Genomic DNA, 25,770 nt, shown 5'->3' with positions numbered 1-25,770 from the left:
CGACGGCCTGGCGTCTGAGTCCTAAAACGAGGGAACTATGGCATTTTAGCCATGGCTCCCTCGTGCCATATTGCGCATCACGCAAAGCTTTCACCGCAATCGATCCGGAACACAATGATCTCGAACTGGCCTGCTTCCACCCTCGCCCGCCGCAACATTCACTACGGCTGGGTGATGGTCGGCGCGACCTTCCTCGCCGCGCTGATCAGCGCCGGCACGGTCGGCGCGCCCGGTGTGTTCATCGTGCCGCTGCAGAAGGAGTTCGGCTGGAGCACGGCGGAGATCTCCTCCGCACTGTCGATCCGCTTCGTCCTGTTCGGGCTGATGGCGCCGTTTGCGGCCGCCCTGCTCAACCGCTACGGCCTGCGCAACGTGACGCTGGTCGCGCAGCTGATCGTGGTCTCGGCGCTCGTGCTCTCGCTGGGCATGACCGAGGTCTGGCAGCTCATCGCACTGTGGGGCGTGGCGATCGGGATCGGCACGGGCATGACCGCCCTGGTGCTCGGCGCGACCATCGCGGCGCGCTGGTTCGTGGCGCGGCGCGGCCTCGTGGTCGGCATCCTCACCGCAAGCGTCGCGACGGGACAGCTCGCCTTCCTACCGCTCCTGGCGACGCTGACCGAGCGCTACGGCTGGCGTGTCGCGCTTGGGCTGGTCTGCGTCATGCTCGGCGTCGCCGCCTTCGCCGTGCTATTGGTGATGCGCGACCGGCCGAGCGACGTCGGCCTGCGCCCGTTCGGCGACGAGGGAAGCACGCCAATTCCCGCGCCGCCGCCGGCCAATGCGCCGATCGTGGCCGCCGCGCTCGGCACGTTGCGCGATGCCTCGAAATCGACGGCGTTCTGGATCCTGTTCGCGACCTTCTTCGTCTGCGGCGCCTCGACCAACGGCCTCGTCCAGGTTCACCTGATCCCGATGTGCCTCGATTTCGGCATCCCGCAGGTTCAGGCGGCGAGCCTCTTGGCTGCGATGGGCATCTTCGACTTCTTCGGCACCATCATGTCGGGCTGGCTGTCGGACCGCTACGACAATCGCTGGCTGCTGTTCTGGTACTACGGGCTGCGCGGGCTCTCGCTGATCTTCCTGCCCTTCAGCGACTTCTCGTTCTACGGCCTCTCCGTCTTCGCGATGTTCTACGGGCTCGACTGGATCGCCACCGTGCCGCCGACCGTGCGGATCACCGCGCAGAAATTCGGACCGGAGCGCGCCAATCTGGTGTTCGGCTGGATCTTTGCCGGCCATCAGCTCGGCGCCGGCGCCGCCGCGTTCGGCGCCGGCCTGTCCCGCACGGTATATGAGAGCTACCTGCCTGCGTTCTTCATTGCCGGCGCGCTGTGCGTGTTCGCCGCGCTGATCGTGCTGGCGATCGCGCGGCCGCAGCCGAAATCGGCGGCGGAGCCGAAGCCGGTCGCGGCCTGAGGCCGCTGCCTGCGCGACGTCCGCCGGTCAGTACGACAGGATGGTGCGCATCCCGAACACCACGCTGTCCTTGATCCGATGCGTTTGCGTCGGATCGTTGGGATCGACGGCGCCGCCGCCGGGATGGGCGATGTATTGAAACATCGGCTGCATGGTGAAATTCGGGTTCACGACGTGCTGGTAGGTGATCTCGAGGATCGCCTCGTAGTCGCGGATCGGATACGGCGTGCCCGTGAAGATCTGGGTGTCGCGGTCGAGCGCGCGTGCGGCGTCGGAAATCCTGGCATAGATCGCGGCGATGCCGAACCGATCGTCCGGATACGCCTCGCTGAAGCCGGTGAACAGGAAGCCGCCGTCGACATAGGTGCTGATCAGGTTGCGGTCCGACGGGCTGACCGAGGCGCGCATGAAGAACGCAACGCCCTTGTCAGCGTCCGGCCTGGCGCGCGCAAGCAGCTGCTCATAGACCATGAAGATGCCGTTGTCCCGCCGCAGCCATCGCGTGTCGCCGGAGCTGTCGGGATCGGCGAGCGAGAGCCCGTCGGCCGAGAAGCGCTGGTCGGCGAACGAGCCCATGTGATACCAGGCGCCGCCGGTGATGGTCGCCGGCAGCCTGCTCTCGCCGATCTCGAACTTGTATTTGAGCTGGCCGATCCACCATGGCGGATCGTTGACCCGGAAATTGAGCCCGTGGGCGTTCAATATCTGCGGGTCGTCCATGCCCTGCGGCGGCGAAGCCGAACCGTCGAACAGGGCCAGATAGGCGGTGATGCGGTCGGACAGATTGGCCTTGAACCGGATGCCGGGCACGGCAAGTGGCGGCGACGGTCCGCCGGCCGGCAGAATGGTGCCGACAATGCCGGGCCAGCCGAGCGCCGAATTGATGAAGATGTCGTCGTACTGGCTGTCGATGAACTCGACGTCCGAGCCCTGCTGGCCGACGCGCACCGAGAGTTTGCCGCCGAGCAGCTTCTGCTCGATCCAGGATTCATAGAGCCGCGTCGCCGGCAGCGACTCGACGCCGGACACCAGGAACAGGTTGCCGACATAGCTCCGCGACAGCCCGTCGCCGTGGATCTGGTACATGTTGGCGTGGAAGGTCGCACCGGTCCAGCCCATCGCCTTCTCGAGGTCGATGGTGGTACCGAGATCGAGACGGCCGGTATAGGCCGCGCCGTTGCTGACACCGCCGGAGACGTTGGAAAACCCCTCACCGATATAGGTCAGGCTGAACTGGTAGCCGGCCTCCTCGAGTGCAGCCCGCGTATCAGCAATCCGCTCGGCGATCGGCTTGTCTTCGGCATTCGCCGGCGCGCCGAGCGCAAGGGCCGCGGCCACCAACATCGCGCGGGAAAGAACTCTGCACATCGGGAATGCCGCGGTGCGCTCGCACTATTTGACGATGCCGAGCCGCCGCATCAGCAGATAAGCCAGCAGCGCCGACCCAATCAGAAGGCCGGCCGCGACCAGGAACCCGCTGTCGACGTCGGTCAACGGCAATCCCTTGGTGTTCATGCCGAAGATGCCGGTGACGAGCGTCGGCGGCAGCAGCATCATGGTGACGACGGACAAGGCGTGGAGATGCTTGTTGCTCTCCTCCTCGAGCTTGAAGCGCAGCTCCTCCTCGAGCAGGCGGCTGCGCTCGTGCAGTTCGACGATGTCGTGGTCGAGACCGTCGAGCCGCTGCGCGAGCTTGCCGGCCTGCAGCCGCAGCGCCGGGCTGAGATTGTCGGTGTTCTTCTGCTCGAGCCGGTGAAACAGCACGCGCAGGCCGGCGAGCTGGCGATGCAGGCGCACACAGGTGCGGCGCATCCGGCTCAGATTCTTGCGCAGCTCCGATCCGGTATCCTCGGCGAGCACCCGCTCCTCGATCGCATCGATATCGGTGCCGATCTTGTCCGTCATGCGGTCCATGGTGTCGGCGATCTCGTCGACGATCTTTTCCAATAGCGCCGCGACGCTGCCGACGCGATGGCCGCCCTCGAGCACGCGGCGCGTCGCATCGGCGGAGCACAGCGCCTGATGGCGGCCGCTGACCAGGAGGCGTTCGGTCATCGCAAAGCGGAGAAAGCCGGTCTCCCGGGTCGCGGCGTCGATATCCCGCACCAGATCGGAAAACACGCCGTAGACGCAATTGTCGACGACGTGGATCTGCTGGAAATTGTCATTCGACAGCAGCAGGTCCCGCGCGAGCTGCGGGATGTGCATGTTGGCAAACCATGCCCGGGTGCGGACGTCGGTCAGGTTGAAGTGCAGCCACAGCCTTCCGTCATGGCTCGGCTCGATCGGCGCATCGATCGGAAGCGCCTCGGCACGGCCGTCGTGATGCAGGCGGAACGCCCAGACCAGACCGGGGACCGCCTCACGGGTCAGCAGCGACCCTGCCGGAGCGGGAGGTGGATCAGCCAGCATGGCCCGCCCCCAAGGCAATCGGTAACGCAACCGCGCGAAATGACATGTTCAAGACCTCGCCCACGCGCAACGCTGAGCAAGCGCGTCCCCTCGACGCAACATAGGAGGACGCGCCTGTTACAGTTTTATGTCAGCGACCGCCCTACTCGGCCGCAAGACCGGTCGGCGCCGCCGCTTCCGCGGCCTCCTTGTTGTAGTCGTGCACGACGCGGCCGAACGGCAGCGTCAGGTCGGCGAGGAAGTGATGCGCGCCGACGACACGCTTGACCGGGAAATCGGCGACCGGTGCATTGACGTGCGGCACCAAATGCAGCCGGCCGGGTCCGATCCAGGAGCCCTTGACGACGATGTCGGTCAGGTTGATCGCGACCAGCTGGCAGACCTCGAGATGGCCGTCGACGCCGGGGATCATCTTCAGATTAACTTGCGTCTTCGACAGCGTCGCGCGGGTGACGTCGCCATTGCCCGCCATGCTCTCGTGCTTGTAGCCCATCGTGCCCATCGCAACGAGCTGGCCGGCATATTCCAGCGTGCCGGTCAGCGTGTCCTTGACGATCTCGAGCTTCGGATGAGCGTACTTCTTCGGAAAGCCCCAGATCTCGCGGCCGGCCGCGATCGGCGGATCATCGTCGAGATACATCTGGCAGACGAAGTTGACCTCCTCGCCATGCAGGCGCGCGGGGATCACGAGGCCGGACTCGGTGTAGCTGCCGAAGCCGGAGCTGTCGGGCATCTTGATCCATTCGTAATGCACGATCGCCCGCTCGATCGGCTCCAGTGGCTCGGGCAGGCCGGCGCGGATCAACTCCGGATCGGTCTCATAGGTGATGACGAGGAATTCGCGATCGATGAAGCGATACGGACCGGCGGGATAGCTCGGGCCGGCGGCCGGCATCGACGGAAGCTTGAGCAGATCTTCCCTGCGCATCGCAAATAACCTCGTGTTTGAAAAGTTTGCGCGAAAGCTAGCGGCCGAGATTGACAGCGATGTGAGGAATTTCCGTCAGGTACATGACCGCGGTTGCGCTTGCGTGACTCGCGTTTCGTTGATGAGGCGAATGCTAACCATGCAGGCGGGCATGCCGGATGCGCCGAGCGCGGGCGTTGCATTTGTCATCACGGCGTCATCGGCGCGCTGAATTCTCGCCGCAAATTCTGGAGTGTCTGATATGGACGCGCGAACGCCGCATTTCGACGATATCGATCACGCGACACCGGGCTGGCGTCCGGAAGGCTGCGATCGCGTGGCTCTGGTCCTGCAGGGCGGCGGCGCGCTCGGTGCCTATCAGGCTGGCGTCTATCAGGCGCTCCATGAATCCAACATCGAGCCCGATTGGGTGTGCGGCGTCTCGATCGGCGCAATCAACTCGGCTATCATCGCCGGCAATCCGCCCGAAAAGCGGCTCGAGCGGCTGCACACGTTCTGGGATCGCATCACCAGCCGCAAGATCTGGCACTACACGCCGGACGGCGACGTCTTCCGCAAGGCCCGCAACCTCACCAGCTCATGGCTGACGACGACGCTCGGACAACCCGGCTTCTTCACCCCGCATCAGAGCAATCCGTGGTTCAGCCCGGCCGGCGCGCGCACCGCCACCAGCTACTACGACACCACGCCGCTGCGCGAGTCGTTGCTTGAGTTGGTCGATTTCGACCGCATCAATTCCAAGAAGATACGCTTCGCGGTCGGCGCAGTGAACGTGCTCTCCGGCAACTTCATCTATTTCGACAATGCCCATGACGAGATCATCCCCGAGCACATCATGGCGAGCGGCGCGCTGCCCCCGGCGCTGCCGATGGTGAAGGTCGGTACCGATCATTTCTGGGACGGCGGCATCGTGTCCAACACGCCGCTGCAGCATCTGCTCGACCAGGAAGACAACATGAATTCGCTGGTGTTCCAGGTCGACCTATTCTCGGCGCGCGGCGCGCTGCCGCGCGACATCCAGGACGTGATGGCCCGGCACAAGGACATCATGTATTCGTCGCGCCCCCGCTACAACACCGACGTCTATCGCAAGACCTACAATCTGCGCACCGCCCTGCACAACGCGCTGGGAAAAATCCCCGACGGTCAGCTCTCGGACGAGGAGCGCCAGCTCAAGAAGGCAAACGCCCGGCTGCCGGGCATCACGTTGTTGCAGCTGATCTATCAGCAGAAGGCCTATGAGGGCGACGCCAAGGACCACGAATTCTCCGGCACCTCGATGCGCGAGCATTGGGTGAGCGGGCACGAGGACACCAAGCGCTCGCTGAAGCGGCGCGAATGGATCAAGATGCCCGAGAACGGCATGGGCATCGTGATCCACGACGTGCATCGGGAGAGTGAATAAGACATGTCGTTCCGGGGCATGCGAAGCATGAACCCGGAACCTCGAGATTCCGGGTTCGGTCCTGCGGGCCGCCCCGGAATGACGACGTGAAAGCCTTACGGCCGCGTCGACATGTTGCTCGGCGGCCCGGCCTTGCGGATCGGTTCGGCGAGACGGGCGAACTCGCACAGCAGCGACCGCGTCTTCCTGGGATCGATGATCTCCTCGACCCAGAATTTTTCGGCCGAGCGGAACGGCGAGCGCAGCCTGTTGAGCCGCTCCTCGATCTCCTTCAGCTTCGCCGCTTTGTCCTCCGCCGCGTCGATGTCAGCGCGGTAGGCGGCTTCGATGCCGCCTTCCAGCGGGAGCGAGCCCCAATAGGCCGACGGCCAGGCATAGCGGATCGAGAAGCGGTCGGCGGGCTGATGCACGACGCCGGCGACGCCGAAGGCGTTGCGCAGGATCACGGTGCACCAGGGCACCGTGGTCTGGTTGACCGCGGTCATGGCACGGACGCCATGGCGGATGGTGGCCGCCTTCTCGGCGTCGAGGCCGATCATGAAGCCGGGGCAGTCCATGAGATAGACGATCGGCAGATGGAAGGTTTCGGCAAAGTCGACCCAGCGCACCACTTTCTGGCAGGCATCGGCCGTCCAGGAGCCGCCATAGTGAAAGCTGTCGCTGGCCAGCAGCAGCACCGCCCTGCCCTCGAGCCGGGCGAGGCCGATGATGATCGGCTTGCCGAAATTCCTGGCGACCTCGAAGAACGAGCCCTTGTCGACGACGGACTCAATGATCGGCCGCATCTTGTAGACCTGCTTGCGGTTGCGCGGCACCGCATTCATCAGCGCTTCGTCGCCGCGCTCCGGATCGTCGGTGCAGGGCAATGTCGGCGGCAGCTCGTAGACCGATGACGGCAGATAGGACAGGAAACGCCGCGCGCAGGCAAAGGCCTCCTCCTCGGTGTCGACGGCGTGATCGACCGCCCCGGCGCGGGTCTGAATGTCGGCGCCGCCGAGCTCCTCCTTCGTGAGGTCCTGCCCCAGCGCCTTCACCACCGGCGGCCCTGCGACGAACATCGCGGATCTCCGGGTCATGATGGAATAGTGGCTGGCGGCAAGACGCGCCGCCCCCAGGCCCGCCACCGAGCCGAGCCCGAGACCGACCACCGGCACGCGGGCCAGGTTGGCGGTCGTGTACCAGTACCAGCGCGTGCCGCCGATGCCGCCCGGCAGGTTCGCCGCCCCCTTGGTCTCGATGGTCTTGACCGAGCCACCGCCGCCGGAGCCCTCGATGATGCGGACGATGGGCAGACGGAAATCGTGCGCCATCTCTTCCGCCATCAACGGCTTTGCGGAGATCGACGCATCGGCCGAGCCGCCGCGCACCGTGAAATCGTCGCCGACCACGACGACGGTGCGGCCGTCGACGCGCGCGCGGCCGAACACGCAGTTGGCCGGCGTCAGTTGCTTGAGTTCGTTGCTCTCGTCATATTCGGCGATGCCGGAGACGGCACCGATCTCGTGAAAGCTGCCTTTGTCGATCAGCTTGTCGATACGCTCCCGAACAGTCAGCCGGCCCTGGTCATGCTGTCGCTTGACCTTGTCAACGCCGCCCATCTCCCGCGCGAAGGCTTCGCGCCGGGCGAGCTCGTCGAGTTCCGGCTTCCAGTTCATTCACTGCTCCCGTCTTGATGATTTTGTTGTTGTTATGGGCGGTCACCGGAAGCGACTTGCGTTCGATCCGATTGCTGAAGATGTCGCCGTCGGCGCCTTCGAGCAGGCTGCCGAGTGCGGCCGCGAGCTCGACCATTTGCGGCGCCACCTCGCGATGCAGCCGCGGCTCGTCATACATCGCCGACAGAAGACCGATCGTGATGACCACGAAGGTCTGGTACTGCGGCGACCAGATCGGCACCGCGAGGCCGTTGATGTGCGGGCTCCAGAGGCCGCAGGCGACGACATAGCCGCGCTCCTGCAAATGCCGGCGGTTGGCCTCGATGCGCGGCGTCAGCATCTTGGCGCTGTCGGGCAACTCGCCTTCCATCTCCGCGATCAGCGCGTCGCCGACCGCGGGATCGAGCGCGGCCGTGTAGGCGTGGCCGGCCGCGGTGGTCGCCATCGAGATCCGGCTGCCGGTGGCCTCATGCAGGCCGAGCGCGTTCGCCGCGCGGGCGAACTCCAGATAGACGAGATGAAAGCGATCGGGGACGACGAAGCCGACGGTGCCCGGCAACTGCTCGGCCACTTCCTGCAGCCGCTGCCGGATCATGCTGCGCAGCTGTGCACCCTTCATCATCGATGCGCTCATCGCCACCGCGCTCGGGCCGATGCGATATTTCTGATCGCGCGGCAGATAGACGAGCTGGCCCATGCGGGTCAGCGTGTGCGTGAGCCGCGACACCGTCGAGCGCGGCAGACCGCAGCGGTTTGAAATCTCGAGATTGCCGAGCCTGCTATCGTGGCCCTCGAAGCAGCGCAACACGTCGAACGCGCGCGAGACCACCTGGATGACATCACCTTCGCCTGTCTCGCTGGCGAGCATTCCCTGCCTGCTAAGCCGTTCCGAGCGCCTTCCCATCTGCTTGGCTCCATTCCGTCCTGCGGAATAAAATTCCACTTGCAGAAGAAGCTACCTCAGGCAATCTGCCGCCACAACAAAAAGCCGTTCGCCGGATGAAATTTCCGCAAGACGGTATCGGAGAGTGGAATGCCAGAGATCAAGGTTGTGACCGAAGTTGCCGGGCGCGTTTGCGCGCTTCCTGTCGAGACCGGCAGCAGCATCGGCGATGGCGACGAGATTGCGTTCGTCGAAGCGATGAAGATGGAAATACCGGTCACGTCGACTGCAGCAGGCAAAATCAAGTCGATTCTGGTCAAGATCGACGATGTCATCGCCGAAGGCCAGGCGGTCGCGATCGTCGAGACCTGAGATCCCGTCCTTCCAGTCCAGCCGCGACAATCTGTCCGGTGATGCAGCGGCCGAAATCGCCGGCTTGCGCCGGAGGTAGCGTTGCCATCGCCGGATCACGATGCAATCATCCCGCCCGGAAAAGTTTCGCACAGCGAAACAAAGGGAGGAATTATGATCCATCGGCTGATGGCGCTCGCGCCTGCCGCACTTGCCGGCATTTCGATCTTCGCTGCCCTGCCCGCCTCGGCCGAGGACATCAAGCTGCCGGCGACATTGACGTTCACGGCCTATGACACCGGCACGGCCGGATTCAACATCGCCGTCGGCGTCGGCAAGATGATGAAGGACAAGTACGGCACCGACGTGCGCGTGCTCCCCGCAGGCAACGACGTCGCCCGCCTGGCGCCGCTGCGCGCCAAGCGCGCGGCTTCCTCGGCGATGGGCTCAGGCACCTACTTCGCGCAAGAAGGTGTGTTCGAATTCGGCTCGAAGGAATGGGGGCCGCAACCGCTGCAGACCCTGCTCTCGACCGTCGACTGCAATTGCGGCGCGCTCGGCGTGGCGGCCGATGCCGGCGTCAAGGAAATGAAGGACCTTCGCGGCAAGCGCGTCGGCTTCGTGGTCGGCTCGCCGGCGCTGAACCAGAACTCGCTCGCGATGCTCGCGTTCGGCGGCCTCACCCAGAAGGACGTCAAGGTCGTCGAGTTCGCCAGCTACGGCGCAATGTGGAAAGGGCTGATCAACAACGACGTCGATGCCGCCTTTGGCACCACCATCACCGGTCCCGCCAAGGAGGCCGAGACCTCGCCGCGCGGACTGATCTGGCCGCCGCTGCCCGCCAAGGACAAGGAAGGCTGGGCGCGGATGCAGAAGGTCGGCTCGTTCTTCTTCCCGCAGCTTGCGACCTGCGGCGCCGGCATCTCGCCGGAGAAACCGGTCGAGCTCGGCAACTATCCCTATCCGATCTTCGTCGCCTACGCGTCGCAACCGGCCGATCAGGTCTATGCGATGACCAAGGCGATGATCGTGCACTACGACGCTTATAAGGACTCCGCGCCCGGCGCCGCCGGGCTCGGCGCCGACCGGCAGACCAAGAACTGGGTCGTTCCCGTGCATCCCGGAGCGGTGAAGGCGCTCAAGGAAACCGGCCACTGGAGCGACGAACAGGAGGCGCACAACAACGCGCTTTACAAGCGCCAGGAGGTGCTCGCCGCCGCCTGGACGGATTACGGCAAGTCGAACCCGCCGTCGGACGACAAGGCCTTCCTCGATGGCTGGATGAAGGCGCGCGCCGCCGCGCTTGCGAAAGCCAATATGCCCAACGGCTTTGAGTGAGACCCGCCAACGCGCGATGAGATCGGGTTAATCGTCATCGCGCTTCAGCCCGTTTGAGCATGGTGCTTCCGGAAAACCGCTTCGCACTTTTCCGGATCATGCTCTAGGTTATGGGCAAAACGGACAACATTGGGGGATGCGTAATGCCCGAGAACGCCGCGGCTGCGCCTGCGAAAAGAATCGAGTTTGAAGATCCGCATGCCGGTCTCGACAATCTGCAGGAGGCGGAGGTCACGCGCGTGCGCACCCTGCGCGGCGCCTGGCGCTGGATGCTGGTGGCCGCGACCGCGGCAACCATCCTGCTCTGCATCAATCAGCAATTCTCGCTGCGCTTCTTCATCGGCTACACCCAGCTCAACACGGAGTATTTCTATCTCCTGATCGCCTTGATGCTGCCCTTCACCTTCCTGATCTTTCCCCGGATCGGAGCGTGCGCCGCTGAACCGCATTCCCTGGTATGATCTCGCGCTCGCCGTCGCGACCTTCGCTGCCTCGATCTGGCTGATGCTGAACGTTCGCAAGGCGGCGCAATACGGCTGGGAGTCCGACGGCGCCCCCAGGAACGTCATCATTGCCGGCCTCGTGATGTGGGCGATGCTGATGGAGGCGCTGCGCCGCACCGGCGGCTGGAGTCTGCTGCTGAGCGTCCTGCCCTTCACGGTCTATCCGCTGTTTGCGGAAGCCGGCTGGCTCGGGCCGTTCCGCGGCACGCAATCGACCCTGGAGCAGGCGACCGCCTATCACGTGCTGTCGGGCGAGAGCCTGCTCGGCATTCCCATTCAGGCCTTTGCCGACACCGTGATCGGCTTCCTCGTGTTCGGCACCGCACTGATGATGACGGGGGCCGGCAAGTTCTTCATCAACCTCGCCTTCGCGTTGTGCGGCACGTTCCGCGGCGGTGCGGCAAAAGTCTGCATCTTTGCCAGCGGCCTGCTCGGCATGATGTCGGGCTCGATCATCTCCAACGTGCTGACCGCCGGCACCATGACAATCCCCGTGATGAAGAAGAGCGGCTTTCGCGCCTCCTATGCCGCCGCGATCGAGGCCTGCGCCTCCACCGGCGCGGTGCTGGCACCGCCGGTGATGGGCGCCACCGCCTTCGTGATCGCGCAGTTCCTCAATGTCAGCTACGCCGACGTCGCAATCGCCGCCATCATCCCCGCCGTGCTGTACTATATCGGCCTGTTCATGCAGGTCGACGCCTATGCGGCCCGCCACAAGCTGCAGGGCATTCCGCGCGCCGAACTGCCGCGGATCATGGATACGATCAAGGACGGCTGGTACTACGTCTTCGTCATCGCGCTCCTGATCGTGATGCTGCTCTACTTCAAGCGCGAGAGCCACGCGCCGTTCTATGCGACCGCGCTGCTGCTGGTCCTCAACCAGCTCTTCTCCAAGGACACGCGCTGGACGTTGGCGACGATCGGCAGATTCCTCGAGGTGAACGGACGCACCTTCGTGGAGCTCGTCGGCATCCTCGCCGGCTGCGGCCTGCTGATCGGCGCCTTCTCGATGACCGGCGTCGTCTCGAGCCTCGCCAACGACCTCCTGCATATCGCCGGCGACAATCCCTTCCTGCTGCTCGGCATGTGCGCGCTCACCAGCCTCATTCTCGGCCTCGGGCTGACGACGACCGCCTGCTACATCTTCCTCGCCATCCTGGTCGCGCCGGCGCTGGAGAAGCTCGGTCTCAACCGCATGGCGGTGCACATGTTCATCTTCTACTGGGGCATGTTGTCGTCGATCACCCCGCCGGTTGCGATCGCCTCGTTCGCGGCCGCAGGCATTGCAGGTTCACCGGCGATGAAGACGGGCTGGGAATCGATGTGGGTCGGCAGCATCATCTATTTCCTGCCGTTCTTCTTCGTGCTCAATCCGGCGCTGGTGCTGCAAGGGCCGAGCCCCTATCTCGCCGGCCTCGGCCTGATGGGGCTCGCCGCCTTCGGCACGCTGTTCATCTGCGGCGGCATCCAGGGCTACCAGCCCTTCGTCGGCGATCTCCGCGGTGCCGGCGCGCTCGAATGGCCCATTCGCGTGCTGCTCGTGATCGGCGGCTTCGTGGTGGCGACCCCCGGCGGCGGGATCATGCCGCTGTCGCAGATGCAGGTATCGCTGCTGGGGGTCGCGATCCTCGCCCCGACGGTGCTGATCGCGTTGCTGCTGGTCCGCCGTCAGGCGCTGGTTCCGAACCAGTTGCGCGCGCCCTGATTGCGATGCACAACAGGAGGCGATGAAACGATCGCCTCCTCCCGTCACCGCCACCACCACGGCCTGGTCCAGCTCGAAGCCGCCGCTGCTGCGGTTTCTGCACACTTGTCACGCAGACTTCCTGCCGGAGGCCACCGGCGCGGTGGCCGACTACATTCCCGAGCTCGGCAAGGCCGACCCTGCCTATTTTGGCATCAGCCTGGCGACCCTGGACGGCCATGTCTATGAGGTCGGCGACAGCCGGGTACCCTTCACCATCCAGTCGATGTCGAAGCCCTTCGTGTTCGCACTGGCGCTGGATCTGCTCGGTGCCGGCACGGTCGAGAGCGCGATCGGCGTCGAGCCCTCGGGCGATCCCTTCAACTCGATCCGGCTCAATTCCGAGAACCATCCGTTCAACCCGATGGTCAATGCCGGCGCGATCGCCTGCACCGGGCTGATCTACGCCGACAAGGGCGACGGCGCGTTCGAGTTTATCCGCCAGGCACTCGGCCGCTTCGCCGGGCGTGAGCTCGATGTCGACGAGGCGGTCTACGCCTCCGAGAGCGCCACCGGCGACCGCAACCGGGCGATCGGTTATCTCCTGCGCACCAACAGCGTGATCACCGAGAATGTGCCTGCGGTGCTCGACGTCTATTTCCGGCAATGCGCCGTGCTGGTCACCGCGCGGGACATCGCGGTGATGGCGGCGACGCTCGCCAATCGCGGCATTAATCCCGTGACGGGCGAGCAGGTGCTCAGCGCTTACGCGATCGCGCGCACGCTGTCGGTGATGACGTCGTCGGGCATGTACGACTATGCCGGCGAGTGGATCTACCGCGTCGGCATTCCCGCCAAGAGCGGGGTCGGCGGCGGCATCCTGGCCGCCCTCCCCGCGCGTCTCGGCCTCGGCAGCTATTCGCCTCGCCTCGACAAGCACGGCAACAGCGTGCGCGGCATCAAGGTGTGCGAGGCGCTGTCCTCGCATTACGACCTGCACATGCTCAACCGCAGCGACGATGCGCGCAACGCCGTCATCGCCGACTACGACATCGGCAAGAGCCCGTCGCGCCGCGTGCGCCGCCCGCAGGAGCGCGAGATCCTGGCAAGGCACTTCCAGGAAGTTCGCGTGATCGAGCTGGTCGGCACCCTGTCGCTCTCCAATGTCGACTATGTCTCGCGCCGCCTCGCCGGCAGCCCGCGGCCGGAATTCGTGATCTTCGACCTGCGCCGCGTCACCGCGACGACCCGCGCCGGCGCAAGGCTGGTGGCCGAGGCCTTCCAGGAGCTCGCCGAGCTCGGCGTCACCGTGATCCTGTCCGGCATCAAGCGGACCTCGCGCGAATGGGCCACGATCAGCGAGTGGACCAGGCGGCTCGGCAATATCAGGGATTTCTACCTGCTCGACACCGCGATCGAATGGGCCGAAGACCAGATCGTGTATCGGTACGGTGGCTCGATCGATTTTCACGAGACAACCGAGCTCGCCGAGCAGCCGCTGCTCGCCGGATTGAGCGAAGCCGAGATCGCCGATCTCACCGCGCTCTGCACGGTCCGGACCTACCAGCAGAATGAAAAGGTCATCGCCGCGGGCGGTGAGGCCACCTCGCTGTTCTTCCTGCGCAGCGGCGTGGTCCACGTCACCCTGCCGGACGGCATCCGGCTCGCGACGCTGACTGCCGGCATGGCTTTCGGCGAGATGGCGCTCCTGGAGCCGACACGCTCCGCGGACGTGCTCGCTGACATGTCGGCGACCGCCTATGAGGTCGCGATCAGGGATTTCGAACGCTTCCGCGAGCAGCACCCGCGCGCCGGCGAGCGGATCATGCGCAACCTCGCGCAGATCCTCGCCGATCGGCTGATCGTGGCGAATGCCAAGGTCGATCTGCTGACGTCGGGCTAATTCTTCACCCTCTCCCCGCCCTTCGCGGGGAGAGGGTTGGGGTGAGGGGCTGCATCCGCAAAATAACTTCGAGTCAGACTTCGCGGAGATTCCCCCTCACCCGGACCGCATTCCGCTTCGCTGCATGCGCTCCGGCCTCTCCCCGCAGGCGGGGAGAGGCGAAGGACTCCGCGACGCGATCCGCTCAGCTCACCACTTCCGTCACCGGCTGCATGTCGATCTCGAAGGTCTCCAGGAATTTCGAGGTCATGATGTAGAAGCCGACCGAGAGCTGCAATTCGACCAGAGCGGCCGGCGTCAGCTTCGACGCGATCGCCTTGAACGTCGCGTCCGTCGGCTTCTTCAGCTTCACGACCTCGTCGGTAAAGGCGAGCGCGGCGCGCTGCACCTCATTGAAGCAGGACGCCGCCTGCCAATTCTCGAGCGCCTCGTTCTGCTCGTCGGTGACGCCCACATTCTTGCCGATCCGCTTGTGCGCGACGATCTCATACGGGGCCTCGCACAAGATTCCGGTGCGGGTGATCGCGAGCTCGCGCACGATCGGATCTAGCTCGCCCTTGTGCCTGATCGCGCCGCCGAGCCGGCAATACTGCTCAAAGTAGCTTGGCGAATGCGCCATCATGCGAAAGATGTTGGCGTTGCGGTTCTTGTCGAGGATCTCGCGGGTCCGCGGGTTTGCCTTCGCGGGATCGGAGTAGTCGATACGGGCCATTTCCTAACCTTGATCTTGCTGTCGTTTCTGTCGGGTTCCGAAACACTAGAGTCTTTTCCGTTCCGATGAAATCGGAACGGGGCTCTGGATTCTTGTTTTGACGCGTTTTCTTCACGCGAACCGGTATCCACTTCGCTCGAAAACGCTCCGTACGGGCCGCTGTCGCAGGAGCAACACGCGCGAGTCAAATTGCCGCCGCATTCCCAGACAACGCTGTCACAGTCGATATTCGCTGAGTGGGGACTCGTCAAAAGCGAATACTCGACGCGGGGTGTTCCGAGTAAAAAATCCGGCCGTCTTGCGCGCAATTTGCGCAACGACGAGTCACGCCCAAGTCTAGGGAGAGAACGGCATGAAGGAAGCCACCAAGGGGGCGGCCTCGGGAGCGCTTGCGCATATGCTGGCGGTGACGGCGATGCTCGTCATCGCCAGCATCTTTTATTGGCACTAGTATCCGCAAACTATGAGGGGCAAGAGCGAACCTGTTCAGCCTGGTCTCGCGTTCTGACTGGATCGTTCAGCCCCTCATTTCGTCTTTGCGAAATACGGAACCAATCTCCCCGCGAATTGCGTGAAGCGCGCCGCGACCTTGTCACCGATGGCGAGGTTGTTGTCGCCATGGGCCATCATGCGAAAGCCCTCGTCGGCATCGACAAGCACGATATTGTATGGCACGTGCGCCCGCGTCTCCGGCGTCGCGGCGCGGCAGACCAGCGAGGTCGCATACACCGTCCCTGCCCCGCTCGCGCGACGCTCGGCAAGATCCGGCGAACCGCATGCGGCGCAAAAGCTGCGGCGGAAATATTGCCGCGCGCCGCAGCCCTTGCAGGTCTGGTAGACGATGGCTTCAGTGCCCTTGGTCCAGTCCACGATCCGTCCGCTCATCGCACGCGCTCCAGGAACATGCTCACGTGGGACGACAGCACGCCGCCGTCGCCGTGCAGCAGCGCGATCGAGGCATCGCGCACCTGCCGATTCGTCGCCCGGCCCGTCATCTGCAAATGCGCCTCGACCAGATGCGCCATGGCGCCGCCGACGCCGCAATGGCCATAGCTGAGCAGACCGCCATGGGTGTTGAGCGGCATGGCACCGTCGCGGCCGAAATGGCCGGCGCGGACGCGCGCGGCCGCCTCGCCGCGGCCGGCAAGGCCGAGGTCTTCCAGCAGCATCGCGAGCGTGATGGTGAAGCTGTCGTAGATCGCGGCGTAACGCACGTCGGAGATGGCAAGGCCTGTCGCCTGCCTGGCGCGCGCGATGGAGATCTCGGCACCGAGCTCGCTGAGGCCAGGCGCGGCCGTGACATGCTGATGGGTATGCGCCTGGGCGCAGCCGCGGATGCGCACCCCCGCTCCCTGTCCGCTCGCGGCTGATGACGAACGCCGCGCCGCCGTCGGAGACCGGGCAGCAGTCGAGCAGCTTGAGCGGCATCGCTACCGGCTTGGAGGCCATCACGTCGGCAACAGTGATCGGCTCGTGGAATTGCGCGCCGGGATGCGTCAGCGCGTGCTTGCGCATCAGCACCGCGAACTCGGCAAGGTCTTCCTGCGTGAGGCCGTATTCGTGCATGTAGCGGTTCGCGACGAGGCCGTAATAGGCGGGAATGGTCGGGCCGAGCGGCACCTCGTAGTCGGGATGGCCGACCTGCGCCAGCGCCTGGATCGAGGCATCGCGGCTCTGTCCGGTGAGGCGGTTCTCGCCGGCGACGACGAGCACGTGTTTTGCAACACCGGCGTCGACCAGGTGATGCGCGAGCATCGTCATCGCCAGTCCCGTGGCGCCACCGACCTGCACGGCATGGGCGTAAGACGGACGGATCCCGAAATGCTCGGCAAAGACGGTGGCGAGCATGATGTGCGGGGAGACGGTAGAGTAGCCGCAGAGGATGCCGTCGATGTCCGAGCGTTTCAGCCCGGCATCGTCGAGCGCGGCCTGGGCGGCCTTGCTCATCAGGTCGAGCGAGGACGAGTCTTCGTGCTTGCCGAACGGCGTGAGGCCGACGCCGGTGATGAAGCTCATCGTGTCTCTACCTTCTCCATCGTCATTCCGGGATGGTCCGAAGGACCAGACCCGGAATCTCGAGATTCCGGGCTCGATGCTTCGCATCGCCCCGGAATGACGCCGTGGGAACTTCCTATCATCAATACGACTTCGGAAGGCCGAGCACCTTCTCGCCGATGAAGCTGAGGATCAGCTGCGGGCTGACCGGCGCGATGCGCGGGATCAGCACTTCGCGCAAGTAGCGCTCGACGTGATATTCCTTGGCATAGCCGAAGCCGCCATGGGTCATGACCGCCTGCTCGCAGGCGCGGAAGCCGGCTTCCGCCGCGAGATATTTTGCGGAGTTGGCCGCGGGGCCGCAGGGCAGGTTCTGGTCATACTGCCAGCCGGCGCGCAGCACCATCAGCCAGGCAGCCTCCAGTTCCATCCAGCACTTCGCCAGCGGATGCTGAATCGCCTGGTTCATGCCGATCGGCCGATTGAACACGATGCGGCCCTTGGCGTATTCCGACGCCCGCTTCAGCGCGATCTGGCCGAGGCCGACGGCTTCGGCCGCGATCAGGATGCGTTCCGGATTCATGCCATGCAGGATGTATTCGAAGCCGCGGCCTTCCTCGCCGATGCGGTCTTCGACCGGGATCTCGAAATTCTCGAAGAACAGCTCGTTGGAGTCGACGATCTTGCGGCCCATCTTCTCGATCTCGTGGACCTTGATCCTGTTGCGGTCGAAATCGGTGTAGAACAGGCTGAGGCCGTGGGTGGGCGAGCGCACCTCTTCCAGCGGCGTGGTGCGCGCCAGCAGCAGGATCTTGTGTGCGACCTGCGCGGTCGAGATCCACACCTTCTGGCCGTTGACGATGTAGCGGTCGTTCTTGGCGACCGCACGGGTCTTGAGCTGCGTGGTGTTGAGACCGGTATTGGGCTCGGTCACGGCAAAGCAGGCCTTCTCGCGGCCCTCGACCATCGGCGGCAGCATGCGCCTGCGCTGTTCTTCCTGGTGCCGAACACGACGACGGGATTGAGCCCGAACACGTTGATGTGCACCGCGGAGGCGCCGGACATGCCGGCCCCCGACTCCGCGATGGTTCGCATCATGACCGCGGCTTCGGTGATGCCGAGCCCGGAGCCGCCATATTCTTCCGGCACGCAGATACCGAGCCAGCCGGCGTCCGCCAGTGCGCGGTGGAAGTCGGACGGATAGCCGCCCTCCTTGTCCTTCTTCAGCCAGTAGGCCTCGTCGAAGCGCGAGCAGATCTTGGCGACGGCATCGCGGATCGATTCCTGGTTGGCGGAGAGTGCGAAATCCATCTGTCGTGCTCCTATGCCTGCACCGCTTTGGCCGCGCCGTCGCGCACCATCGCCGCGATCTCCTCGGTGGAGAAACCTGCCTCCTGCAAAATCTCCGCGCTGTGCTCGCCGAGCCGCGGCGCCAGCCGGCTCGGCTCGACCTTGGTCTCCGACCACCGTGCCGACGGCGTCATGCTGCGGATCCGGCCCTCGGTCGGGTGATCGACCACGGGGAAGACGCCGGTCGCGACCATATGAGGGTCCTCCAGCAGGCTTTCGAGATCGTGCATCGGCATCACCGGCACGTCGGCCTTTTCGAGGATCTCGTTCCACTCGGCCGTCGTCTTGGTCTGCAAGATGCGCGCAAGTTCGGCGTAGACCACATCGATGTTGGCGGCGCGGCCGGCGAACGTCGCGAATTTGGGATCGGCGCGCAGATCGTCGCGCCCCGTGGCCTTGAAGAAATTCTCCCACTGCTTGTCGTTGTAGACGATGACGCTGAGATAGCCGTCCGAGGTCTTGTACGGCCTGCGGTCGCGCGAGAGGTGGCGGGCATAGCCGCCCTTGTCGAGCGGCGGCTCGAAGGTGAGCCCGCCCATGTGATCGCCCATGACGAAGCCGGCCATGGTCTCGAACATCGGGATGTCGACGCGCTGGCCACGGCCGGTGCGGTCGCGGTGCACGAGGCTGGCGCAGATCGCCCCGACGGCGGTGAGGCCGACGATGCGGTCGACCAGCGCATTCGGCACGTAGCGCGGTACGCCGTCGCCGGTCTGCGCCATCAGCGACGGCAGCGCAGTGGCGCCCTGGATCAGATCGTCATAAGCGGGCTTCGCGGCATAGGGCCCGTCCTGACCGAAACCGAACACGCCGGCATAGACCAGACGAGGGTTGACCTTGGAAACGACGTCATAACCGAGCTGAAGCCGCGCCATGGCCTGCGGGCGGACGTTGTAGACCAGGACATCGGCGTCCTTCAGGATGAGCCGCAGCACGGCCTCGCGGCCGGCGGGCTTTTTCAGGTCGAGGCAGATCGAGCGCTTGCTGCGGTTGGTGTTGAGAAACACCGGGCCCATGCCGGCGTGTCGCATCGGGCCGATCAGCCGGGTGACGTCGCCATCCAGCGATTCCACCTTGATGACATCAGCCCCGTAATCGCCGAGCATCTGGGTCGCATAAGGACCCATCAGCACGGTGGTCATGTCGATGACCTTGATGCCCTTCAGCGGCCCCATCGTTCGCTCCCGGATGTCGTGGTTATGGAGCTAGTAACGGGAGCTTTTCAAAGAGATCAAGCTGCGCCGGGCGTATGGGCGTATGCATGGCTGCGGCCGGGCCGCTTCCGTGCGGCGGAACGCAAGGTGGGCAAAACGAAGTGGATTCACCGCCGCCCTTATGCCGGCTACTGCCCCGTCATCACCTCGCGCGCCTTCAGGAGCTTTTCCAGTTCCGCATTCTGCTGCTCGAGCCGCTCGGCGATGCGCTCCTCGACTTCGGCGCCGGCTGCGCCTGCGGCCTGCTCGATCAGCTGCCTGATATTGTCCCGGAGGATCGCGATGCGATCGTTCACTTCCGACAGCGACAGAGACGTCTCGATTCCCATGGTCCGTTCTCCCGGTGACAAGCACAGGCAGCTTAGCGCGGCGGGAGGCGGCGGCCTATCCCTTAACCGCTTTAGCGACCCCAATCCCTACTGTGCATGGGGTTGTTTTCGATGTTTTCGATTCAACCCAGCCTCGCCGCGATTTAGCCCATGCCTTTGGCCAGCATCTCCCGCAGCGCGGTCTTCAGCACTTTGCCATAATTGTTCTTCGGCAGTGCACCGAGATAGACATAGCGCTTGGGCCGCTTGAAGCGGGCGATCGAGGCAAGGCAATGCGCGTCGAGCTTGCCGTCGTCGGCGGCGGCGCCGTCCGCGAGCACGACGCAGGCGACAACGATCTCGCCCCACTCCGGATCCGGCACGCCGATGGCCGAGACCTCGCGGACATCGGGATGGGTCAGCAGGGCTTCCTCGACCTCGCGCGGATAGATGTTGGTGCCGCCGGAGATGATTACGTCCTTGGAGCGGTCCGACAGCGTGAGGAAGCCGTCGGCATCGAGCCGGCCGACATCGCCGGTGCGCAGCCAGCCGTCCTTCAATGTCTCGGCGTTGGCCTTCGGATTGTTCCAGTAGCCGAGCATCACGGTCGCGCCCTTGACCTCGATCTCGCCGGTCTCCCCGGCAGGCAGCGGGTTGCCGTCCTTGTCGGTGATGCGCACGGTGACGACGCTCTGCGCCAGCCCGACCGAAGCCAGCCGTTCGAGATAGCGCGGATGATCGCTTTGGGCGTGCCAGCCGCGCGACAGCGCCGTGATGGTCATCGGCGACTCGCCCTGGCCGTAGATCTGCACGAAGCGCTGGCCCATCGTCGCCATCGCATCGGTGATGTCGGCCGTGTACATCGGACCGCCGCCATAGACGATGGTGCGCAGCCCCTCGCCGTTCTCGCCGCGCTTCTTCGCGGCATCGACCAGGCGGCGCACCATCGTCGGGGCCGCGAACATCACGACATTGTCGAGCTGGCGGCCGAGGTTGAGCACCTCATCCGGATCGAAGCCGCCGGACTCCGGCACGACGTGGCGACCGCCCATCCGGACGTGCGGGAAATTGTAGAGGCCGGCGCCATGCGAGATCGGCGCGGCATAGAGCGAGGCATCCTGCGGCGTCGCCGGATCGACGTCGGCGAGATAGCACAGCGACATCGCGACCAGATTGCCGTGGCTGAGCATCACGCCCTTGGGACGGCCGGTGGTGCCCGATGTGTAGAACAGCCAGGCGAGATCGTTGCTCTCGCGCGGCAGCGGCGCAGGTGGCCCCTCGCCGCCTCGCATCGTCTTGTAAGCGTCGCTGTCGACCGACAGCGTGGTCATGCCGGCGGGGCAGTCGTCCTTCGCCTCGTTCAACGCACCGATCGTGTCATCGGAGACGAAGGCGAGCTTGGCGCCGCCATTGCCGCAGATCCACGCCGCCTCGCGGCCGTGCAGCTTGGCGTTGATCGGGATCGCGGCGGCGCCGATCCACCAGATGCCGTAGAGGCATTCGAGATACTGCGTGCAGTTCGACGCAAACAGCGCGATGCGGTCGCCCGCGGCAATGCCGTGATCACGCGCCAGCGCCGCCCCGATCGAGGCGGCGCGGCGGGCAAAGGTGGCGTAGTCGGCGTCGAGATCGAAACCGGTCAGCAGCGCCGGCGCGTCGGGACGCGCCCGTGCCGTCGCCGCCAGCCATTCGGCAATGTTCAAGCTACTTCGCCGGCTCCAGGATGGAGACATAGTTGGCGACCGCAGCCCCGCCCATGTTGAAAATGCCGCCGAGCTTGGCGTTCTTGAGCTGCATGCCCTCGGGGGCCTGCCCCGCGAGCTGCATCGCGGTCATCACATGCATCGAGACGCCGGTGGCGCCGATCGGATGGCCCTTGGCTTTCAGGCCGCCGGAGGGATTGATCGGCAGCTTGCCGTCCTTGAGCGTCCAGCCTTCCTTGATGGCGCGGGCACCCTGCCCCTTCGGCGTCAGGCCCATCGCTTCGTACTCGATCAGCTCGGCGACCGTGAAGCAGTCATGGGTCTCGACGAAGGAGAGATCGGACAGCGTCACGCCGGCCTTTTCAAGGGCGCGCTGCCAGGCGACCGTGCAGCCCTCGAACTGGAGGATGTCGCGCTTGCTCATCGGCAGGAAGTCCTGGGCGTGCGCGGTGGCGCGGAAGCCGATCGACTTGCTCATGCCCTTGGCAGTCTCGGCATCGGCCAGCACCAGCGCCGCGGCGCCATCGGAGACCAGCGAGCAGTCGGTGCGCTTCAAGGGGCCAGCAACGTAAGGGTTCTTCTCGCTCTCGGCGCGGCAGAAGTCGAAGCCAAAGTCCTTGCGCATCTGGGCGAAGGGATTGGCGACGCCGTTCTTGTGGTTCTTGGCCGCGATCAGCGCCAGCGCATCGGACTGGTCGCCGTATTTCTGGAAATAGGAGCTGGCGATCTTGCCGAACACGCCGGCGAAGCCGCCGACGGTGTCGCCGTCCTCGGGCAGGTAGGACGCCTTGAGCAGGTTCTTGCCGATCTCGGCGCTAGGGGTGCGCGTCATCTGCTCGACGCCGACGACCAGCACGATCTTGGCGGCCCCTGCGGCAATCGCGCGCAGGCCCTGGTGAACGGCGGCGGAGCCGGTGGCGCAGGCGTTCTCGACGCGGGTCGCCGGCTTGAAGCGCAGCTTCGGGTCGGCCTGGAGCACCAGCGAGGCGGTAAAATCCTGCGGGGAGAAGCCGGCGTTGAAATGGCCGAGCACGATCTCGTCGACGTCGGACGCGGCGATGCCGGCGTCAGCCAGCGCCTCGTTGGCGACCTTGACCACGAGACCCTCGACGGTCTCCGCGTCGAATTTTCCGAATGGCGTGTGCGCCCAACCCACGATGCTGGCGGTCATGGCTGTATCTCCCTGTTCCTGTTCGGAGGGTTATGTAGCGTATCTTCAGGCGGCTTTCAGCGTTTTCATCGCCGTCGCGCACATGGCCGTTATGCCGGCCCAATTGCCGGCGCGGATATCGGCCGCCGGGCACAGCCAGGAACCGCCGACCGCCAGTACATTCGGCTCGGCGAGCCAGGTCGCCGCATTGGCCTCACTGACCCCGCCGGTCGGGCACACCCTGACCTGCGGAAATGGTCCGGCCAGAGCCCGCAGTGCCTTGATGCCCCCGGCCTGCTCGGCCGGGAAGAATTTTGCGACGTCGAAGCCGTAGGACAGCGCCATCATCAGCTCGGAGGCCGTGGCAATGCCCGGCGCGAACGGCAGCCGGCTTGCGGCTGCCGCCGTCAACAGCTCGGGCGTCGCACCCGGGCTGATGCCGAATTTGGCGCCCAGCGCCTCGGCGCGCGCCAGGTCGTCACCATTAAGGATCGTGCCGATCCCGACGATCGCCTCCGGCACACCGGCGATGATGGCCCTAGCCGCGTCGACCGCGACCGCCGTCCGCAGCGTCACCTCGAGCGTCCGCACGCCTCCGGCGACCAGCGCCTTCGCAAGCGGCACCGCGTCCTCGAGCCGCTCGATGGTCAGCACCGGGATCACGGTGGCCTGGCGGATCAGCTCGGCGATCTGGTCCTGCTTCGATGTTGTTGTCATTGCGAGGCCTTGCGGGATGGTGGGAGACGAAGCGCCTTTTTCGGCGGCATGGCGTAGCGCGGAATGATCGCGCCGGGATAGCACACCACGACCCCGGCCAGCCGATGGCCGGCGCGCGCCGCCTCCTCGGGCTCGGCGCCGCCGAGCCGGGCGGCGAGATAGGCGGCGGCAAAGCTGTCGCCTGCCGCGGTGGTATCGACGACCGGCTTGGTAAGCTGCTCCGCCTTCACCTCGCGCGTTCCGCCGGCCGAGCGCACGATGCAGGCCGGCTCGGCGAGCTTCAGCACCACCTCGGGGCTCGAGATACCCGCCAGCAGCGCCGTGTTGCTCTCGCCGGGATAAAGCGGCGCCAGATCCTCGGTCGAGGCAAGCACGATATCGGCCGTCTCGAACGCGCTGCTGAAGGCCTTCCGCGCGATGTTCAGGTCCGGCCAGCCGCGGGCGCGGAAATTGGTGTCGAACGCGAACCGCGTCCCCAGCAGCCGCGCACGCTTCAGCGCCGCCAGCAATCGCTCCCGCCCATCCTCGCGCAGGATCGAGAGCGTGATCGCCGAGAGATAGACGACGTCATAGGTCGCGAGTGAGTTCAGGATGTCTTCCGTTTCGGGCAGATCCATCAGGTCGCGGGCGGCGGCGCTGTCACGCCAGTGGAAGAAGCGCCGCTCGCCCTTGTCGTCGGTCTGGATCAGGTAGAGGCCGGGCAGCTTGCCCGCCGATCGCACGACATGCTTGGTCCCGATGCCTTCGCTCGCCCAGCCCGCGATCATCTCATCGCTCAGGGCATCATCGCCGAGCGCCGTGAAGTAATCGACGTGGATGCCGAGCCGGGACAGATAGACCGCGGTGTTGAGCGTGTCGCCACCATAGGAGCGCGAATACAGCCCGCCGAGCTGGCCGCCAGGGGCCTGGCGCAGCTCGATCATGCATTCGCCGATGCTGGCAACTCTGGTCATCTCGAGCGCCGCGCTAGAGCGCGATGAAGCTTGGTTGAATCATCATCGCGCCTTAGCCCCTTGTCTGAGCATGATCTCCGCGCAAACGCGTTCCGCGTTTGTCGCGAGGGAAAACCGCTTCGCATTTTTCCGGATCATGCTTTAGCCCGCTCTCAGGCGACGAAATTGCCGCCGAGCTCGTCTTCGATGTGAATGCGGATGATATCGTCGAAAGTCTTCTCGGCCGTGGTGAAGCCAAGCTTCAGCGCGCGGTCGGTGGCGAAATCGCGCGGCCAGCCCGAGACGATGCTGATGATGGTCGGATCAGGCACCCGCTTGATCCGCGCGGTAACGTTCTTGCCGGCGACGCGCTCTAGCGACGCGATCTGCTCGCCGACGGTGACGGACATCCCGGGCATGCTGAGATTGCGCCGCGGCCCCATCGCATTAAGATCCATGGTGCCAGCGTGAAGCAGGAAGCCGACGGCCGAGCGCGGCGTGGCGTGCCAGTGGCGGACGTCCTCGGACACCGGCAGGATCGCTTCCTTGCCGGCAAGCGGCTCGCGCATGATGTTGGAGAAGAAGCCCGATGCCGCCTTGTTGGGCAGGCCCGGCCGGATACAGATGGTCGGCAGGCGGATCGATATCCCGTCGAGCAGGCCCTTGCGGGTGTAATCGTTGATCAGGAGTTCGCCGATCGCCTTCTGGGTGCCGTAGCTGAGCAGCGGGGTGTGGAAGAACTCGTCGCCGATCGCATCCGGAAACGGGGCACCGAACACCGCGATCGAGGACGTGAAGACGACGCGCGGCTTGTAGCCGCCGCCGACGAGCCTGATCGCATCGAGCAGCATCCGCGTGCCGTCGAGGTTGATGCGGTAGCCCTTGTCGAAATCGAGCTCGGCTTCGCCCGAGACGATCGCGGCGAGATGGAAGATCACGTCGGGGCGGCCGGCGATCAGTGGCGCCGCGGCCCCGGCATCGGCGAAATCGGATGCGACCACATTGACGGGGATCGAGGCGTTCGCAGGCTTGGCCGGCGCGACCACGTCCTGCAGCGTCATCCGGGTGATCTCCTGCTTGCCGAGGCGGCCCTCGCGCAAGAGACGCTTGGTCAGTTTGCGGCCGACCATGCCGGCGGCGCCCAGAACCAGAATGTGCAAGAGCCTACTCCTTTTCTTGTCTTGTTCGAATTCAGCTGCGGGCCTTGC

General features: G+C 65.1%; 19 protein-coding genes and 3 pseudogenes. 6 read left to right on the top strand and 16 right to left on the bottom strand.

Annotated elements, in window-relative coordinates:
- Nucleotides 1-114 precede the first annotated feature (114 nt).
- The gene (locus RX327_RS17225) at nt 115-1,419 is read left to right on the top strand and encodes an MFS transporter (RefSeq protein ID WP_317250933.1); all 1,305 of its coding nucleotides are present in this window, start codon (nt 115-117) and stop codon (nt 1,417-1,419) included.
- Nucleotides 1,420-1,446: 27 nt separating this feature from the next.
- Here RX327_RS17225 and RX327_RS17220 read toward each other — a convergent pair whose 3' ends face one another.
- The 3 genes from RX327_RS17220 to RX327_RS17210 form a co-directional block, all read right to left on the bottom strand.
- Nucleotides 1,447-2,763: a carbohydrate porin gene (locus RX327_RS17220; protein ID WP_050386342.1), complete on the bottom strand. Its 1,317-nt coding sequence runs from the start codon at nt 2,761-2,763 to the stop codon at nt 1,447-1,449.
- Nucleotides 2,764-2,811: 48 nt separating this feature from the next.
- Nucleotides 2,812-3,831, bottom strand: coding sequence for a transporter (locus RX327_RS17215; protein WP_317250932.1), 1,020 nt, complete (start codon nt 3,829-3,831; stop codon nt 2,812-2,814).
- 142 nt (nt 3,832-3,973) lie between these two features.
- Entirely contained in the window at nt 3,974-4,759 is a 786-nt protein-coding gene (locus tag RX327_RS17210) for an acetoacetate decarboxylase (protein ID WP_050386344.1), read from the bottom strand.
- 241 nt (nt 4,760-5,000) lie between these two features.
- On the opposite strand from RX327_RS17210, the gene RX327_RS17205 reads away from it, so the two are divergent.
- Nucleotides 5,001-6,164 carry a patatin-like phospholipase family protein gene (locus RX327_RS17205; protein ID WP_050386345.1) on the top strand — a complete coding sequence of 388 codons (1,164 nt, stop codon included), beginning with the start codon at nt 5,001-5,003 and terminating at the stop codon, nt 6,162-6,164.
- A 95-nt stretch (nt 6,165-6,259) separates the two neighbouring features.
- On the opposite strand, the gene RX327_RS17200 is transcribed toward RX327_RS17205, so the two are convergent.
- Both RX327_RS17200 and RX327_RS17195 read right to left on the bottom strand, forming a co-directional pair.
- Entirely contained in the window at nt 6,260-7,819 is a 1,560-nt protein-coding gene (locus tag RX327_RS17200; RefSeq protein WP_317250931.1) for an acyl-CoA carboxylase subunit beta, read from the bottom strand.
- A complete protein-coding gene (locus RX327_RS17195; RefSeq protein ID WP_317250930.1) occupies nt 7,749-8,723 on the bottom strand; it encodes an IclR family transcriptional regulator in 975 nt (324 codons plus the stop codon). The genes RX327_RS17200 and RX327_RS17195 overlap by 71 nt, the downstream gene beginning before the upstream one ends.
- Before the next feature lie 129 nt (nt 8,724-8,852).
- Here RX327_RS17195 and RX327_RS17190 point away from each other — a divergent pair, with 129 nt between their 5' ends.
- From RX327_RS17190 to glsA, 4 genes and pseudogenes are all read left to right on the top strand, one after another.
- Nucleotides 8,853-9,074, top strand: a complete 222-nt coding sequence (locus RX327_RS17190) for an acetyl-CoA carboxylase biotin carboxyl carrier protein subunit (RefSeq protein ID WP_050386347.1) — start codon at nt 8,853-8,855, stop codon at nt 9,072-9,074.
- A 153-nt stretch (nt 9,075-9,227) separates the two neighbouring features.
- Nucleotides 9,228-10,391, top strand: coding sequence for a TAXI family TRAP transporter solute-binding subunit (locus RX327_RS17185; protein ID WP_317250929.1), 1,164 nt, complete (start codon nt 9,228-9,230; stop codon nt 10,389-10,391).
- A 143-nt stretch (nt 10,392-10,534) separates the two neighbouring features.
- Nucleotides 10,535-12,599: pseudogene (locus RX327_RS17180) on the top strand (TRAP transporter permease).
- A gap of 22 nt (nt 12,600-12,621) precedes the next feature.
- A complete protein-coding gene (gene glsA, locus RX327_RS17175) occupies nt 12,622-14,481 on the top strand; it encodes a glutaminase A (RefSeq protein WP_317250928.1) in 1,860 nt (619 codons plus the stop codon).
- Nucleotides 14,482-14,665: 184 nt separating this feature from the next.
- On the opposite strand, the gene RX327_RS17170 is transcribed toward glsA, so the two are convergent.
- The 11 genes and pseudogenes from RX327_RS17170 to denD all read right to left on the bottom strand — a co-directional run bounded on the left by RX327_RS17170 (nt 14,666) and on the right by denD (nt 25,722).
- On the bottom strand, nt 14,666-15,193 hold the full coding sequence (locus RX327_RS17170) for a carboxymuconolactone decarboxylase family protein (RefSeq protein ID WP_317250927.1): 528 nt from the start codon (nt 15,191-15,193) through the stop codon (nt 14,666-14,668).
- A gap of 525 nt (nt 15,194-15,718) precedes the next feature.
- Nucleotides 15,719-16,078, bottom strand: coding sequence for a Zn-ribbon domain-containing OB-fold protein (locus RX327_RS17165; protein ID WP_317250926.1), 360 nt, complete (start codon nt 16,076-16,078; stop codon nt 15,719-15,721).
- A pseudogene (locus RX327_RS17160) lies at nt 16,075-17,209 on the bottom strand (thiolase family protein). Before RX327_RS17160 ends, RX327_RS17165 begins: the two are co-directional and overlap by 4 nt.
- Before the next feature lie 121 nt (nt 17,210-17,330).
- Nucleotides 17,331-18,499 (bottom strand): annotated as a pseudogene (locus RX327_RS17155) (acyl-CoA dehydrogenase family protein).
- A gap of 11 nt (nt 18,500-18,510) precedes the next feature.
- Complete coding sequence (locus tag RX327_RS17150) at nt 18,511-19,713, bottom strand: CoA transferase (RefSeq protein ID WP_317250925.1); 1,203 nt, start codon at nt 19,711-19,713, stop codon at nt 18,511-18,513.
- Nucleotides 19,714-19,880: 167 nt separating this feature from the next.
- Nucleotides 19,881-20,081, bottom strand: a complete 201-nt coding sequence (locus tag RX327_RS17145; RefSeq protein ID WP_028334995.1) for a hypothetical protein — start codon at nt 20,079-20,081, stop codon at nt 19,881-19,883.
- Nucleotides 20,082-20,224: 143 nt separating this feature from the next.
- Complete coding sequence (locus RX327_RS17140) at nt 20,225-21,763, bottom strand: class I adenylate-forming enzyme family protein (protein WP_050386354.1); 1,539 nt, start codon at nt 21,761-21,763, stop codon at nt 20,225-20,227.
- Between the two features lies 1 nt (nt 21,764).
- Nucleotides 21,765-22,934, bottom strand: coding sequence for an acetyl-CoA acetyltransferase (locus RX327_RS17135; RefSeq protein ID WP_317250924.1), 1,170 nt, complete (start codon nt 22,932-22,934; stop codon nt 21,765-21,767).
- Nucleotides 22,935-22,979: 45 nt separating this feature from the next.
- Entirely contained in the window at nt 22,980-23,630 is a 651-nt protein-coding gene (eda, locus tag RX327_RS17130) for a bifunctional 4-hydroxy-2-oxoglutarate aldolase/2-dehydro-3-deoxy-phosphogluconate aldolase (protein ID WP_317250923.1), read from the bottom strand.
- Nucleotides 23,627-24,583 carry a sugar kinase gene (locus RX327_RS17125; RefSeq protein ID WP_050386357.1) on the bottom strand — a complete coding sequence of 319 codons (957 nt, stop codon included), beginning with the start codon at nt 24,581-24,583 and terminating at the stop codon, nt 23,627-23,629. The genes eda and RX327_RS17125 overlap by 4 nt, the downstream gene beginning before the upstream one ends.
- Nucleotides 24,584-24,735: 152 nt before the next feature.
- Entirely contained in the window at nt 24,736-25,722 is a 987-nt protein-coding gene (denD, locus tag RX327_RS17120; RefSeq protein WP_317250922.1) for a D-erythronate dehydrogenase, read from the bottom strand.
- Between the last annotated feature and the right edge of the window lie 48 nt (nt 25,723-25,770).

The sequence above is a fragment of the Bradyrhizobium sp. BEA-2-5 genome (genome assembly GCF_032918025.1).
Classification (GTDB): domain Bacteria; phylum Pseudomonadota; class Alphaproteobacteria; order Rhizobiales; family Xanthobacteraceae; genus Bradyrhizobium; species Bradyrhizobium pachyrhizi.
This window is presented reverse-complemented; position numbering and strand designations above follow the sequence as displayed.

Excerpts from the sequence above, each read along its gene's own strand:
- RX327_RS17225 (WP_317250933.1), top strand. The coding sequence starts at position 115 with ATGATCTCGAACTGGCCTGCTTCCACCCTCGCCCGCCGCAACATTCAC.
- RX327_RS17220 (WP_050386342.1), bottom strand. The coding sequence starts at position 2,763 with ATGTTGGTGGCCGCGGCCCTTGCGCTCGGCGCGCCGGCGAATGCCGAA.
- RX327_RS17215 (WP_317250932.1), bottom strand. The coding sequence starts at position 3,831 with ATGCTGGCTGATCCACCTCCCGCTCCGGCAGGGTCGCTGCTGACCCGT.
- RX327_RS17210 (WP_050386344.1), bottom strand. The coding sequence starts at position 4,759 with ATGCGCAGGGAAGATCTGCTCAAGCTTCCGTCGATGCCGGCCGCCGGC.
- RX327_RS17205 (WP_050386345.1), top strand. The coding sequence starts at position 5,001 with ATGGACGCGCGAACGCCGCATTTCGACGATATCGATCACGCGACACCG.
- RX327_RS17200 (WP_317250931.1), bottom strand. The coding sequence starts at position 7,819 with ATGAACTGGAAGCCGGAACTCGACGAGCTCGCCCGGCGCGAAGCCTTC.
- RX327_RS17195 (WP_317250930.1), bottom strand. The coding sequence starts at position 8,723 with ATGGGAAGGCGCTCGGAACGGCTTAGCAGGCAGGGAATGCTCGCCAGC.
- RX327_RS17190 (WP_050386347.1), top strand. The coding sequence starts at position 8,853 with ATGCCAGAGATCAAGGTTGTGACCGAAGTTGCCGGGCGCGTTTGCGCG.
- RX327_RS17185 (WP_317250929.1), top strand. The coding sequence starts at position 9,228 with ATGATCCATCGGCTGATGGCGCTCGCGCCTGCCGCACTTGCCGGCATT.
- glsA (WP_317250928.1), top strand. The coding sequence starts at position 12,622 with ATGAAACGATCGCCTCCTCCCGTCACCGCCACCACCACGGCCTGGTCC.
- RX327_RS17170 (WP_317250927.1), bottom strand. The coding sequence starts at position 15,193 with ATGGCCCGTATCGACTACTCCGATCCCGCGAAGGCAAACCCGCGGACC.
- RX327_RS17165 (WP_317250926.1), bottom strand. The coding sequence starts at position 16,078 with ATGAGCGGACGGATCGTGGACTGGACCAAGGGCACTGAAGCCATCGTC.
- RX327_RS17150 (WP_317250925.1), bottom strand. The coding sequence starts at position 19,713 with ATGGGGCCGCTGAAGGGCATCAAGGTCATCGACATGACCACCGTGCTG.
- RX327_RS17145 (WP_028334995.1), bottom strand. The coding sequence starts at position 20,081 with ATGGGAATCGAGACGTCTCTGTCGCTGTCGGAAGTGAACGATCGCATC.
- RX327_RS17135 (WP_317250924.1), bottom strand. The coding sequence starts at position 22,934 with ATGACCGCCAGCATCGTGGGTTGGGCGCACACGCCATTCGGAAAATTC.
- eda (WP_317250923.1), bottom strand. The coding sequence starts at position 23,630 with ATGACAACAACATCGAAGCAGGACCAGATCGCCGAGCTGATCCGCCAG.
- RX327_RS17125 (WP_050386357.1), bottom strand. The coding sequence starts at position 24,583 with ATGACCAGAGTTGCCAGCATCGGCGAATGCATGATCGAGCTGCGCCAG.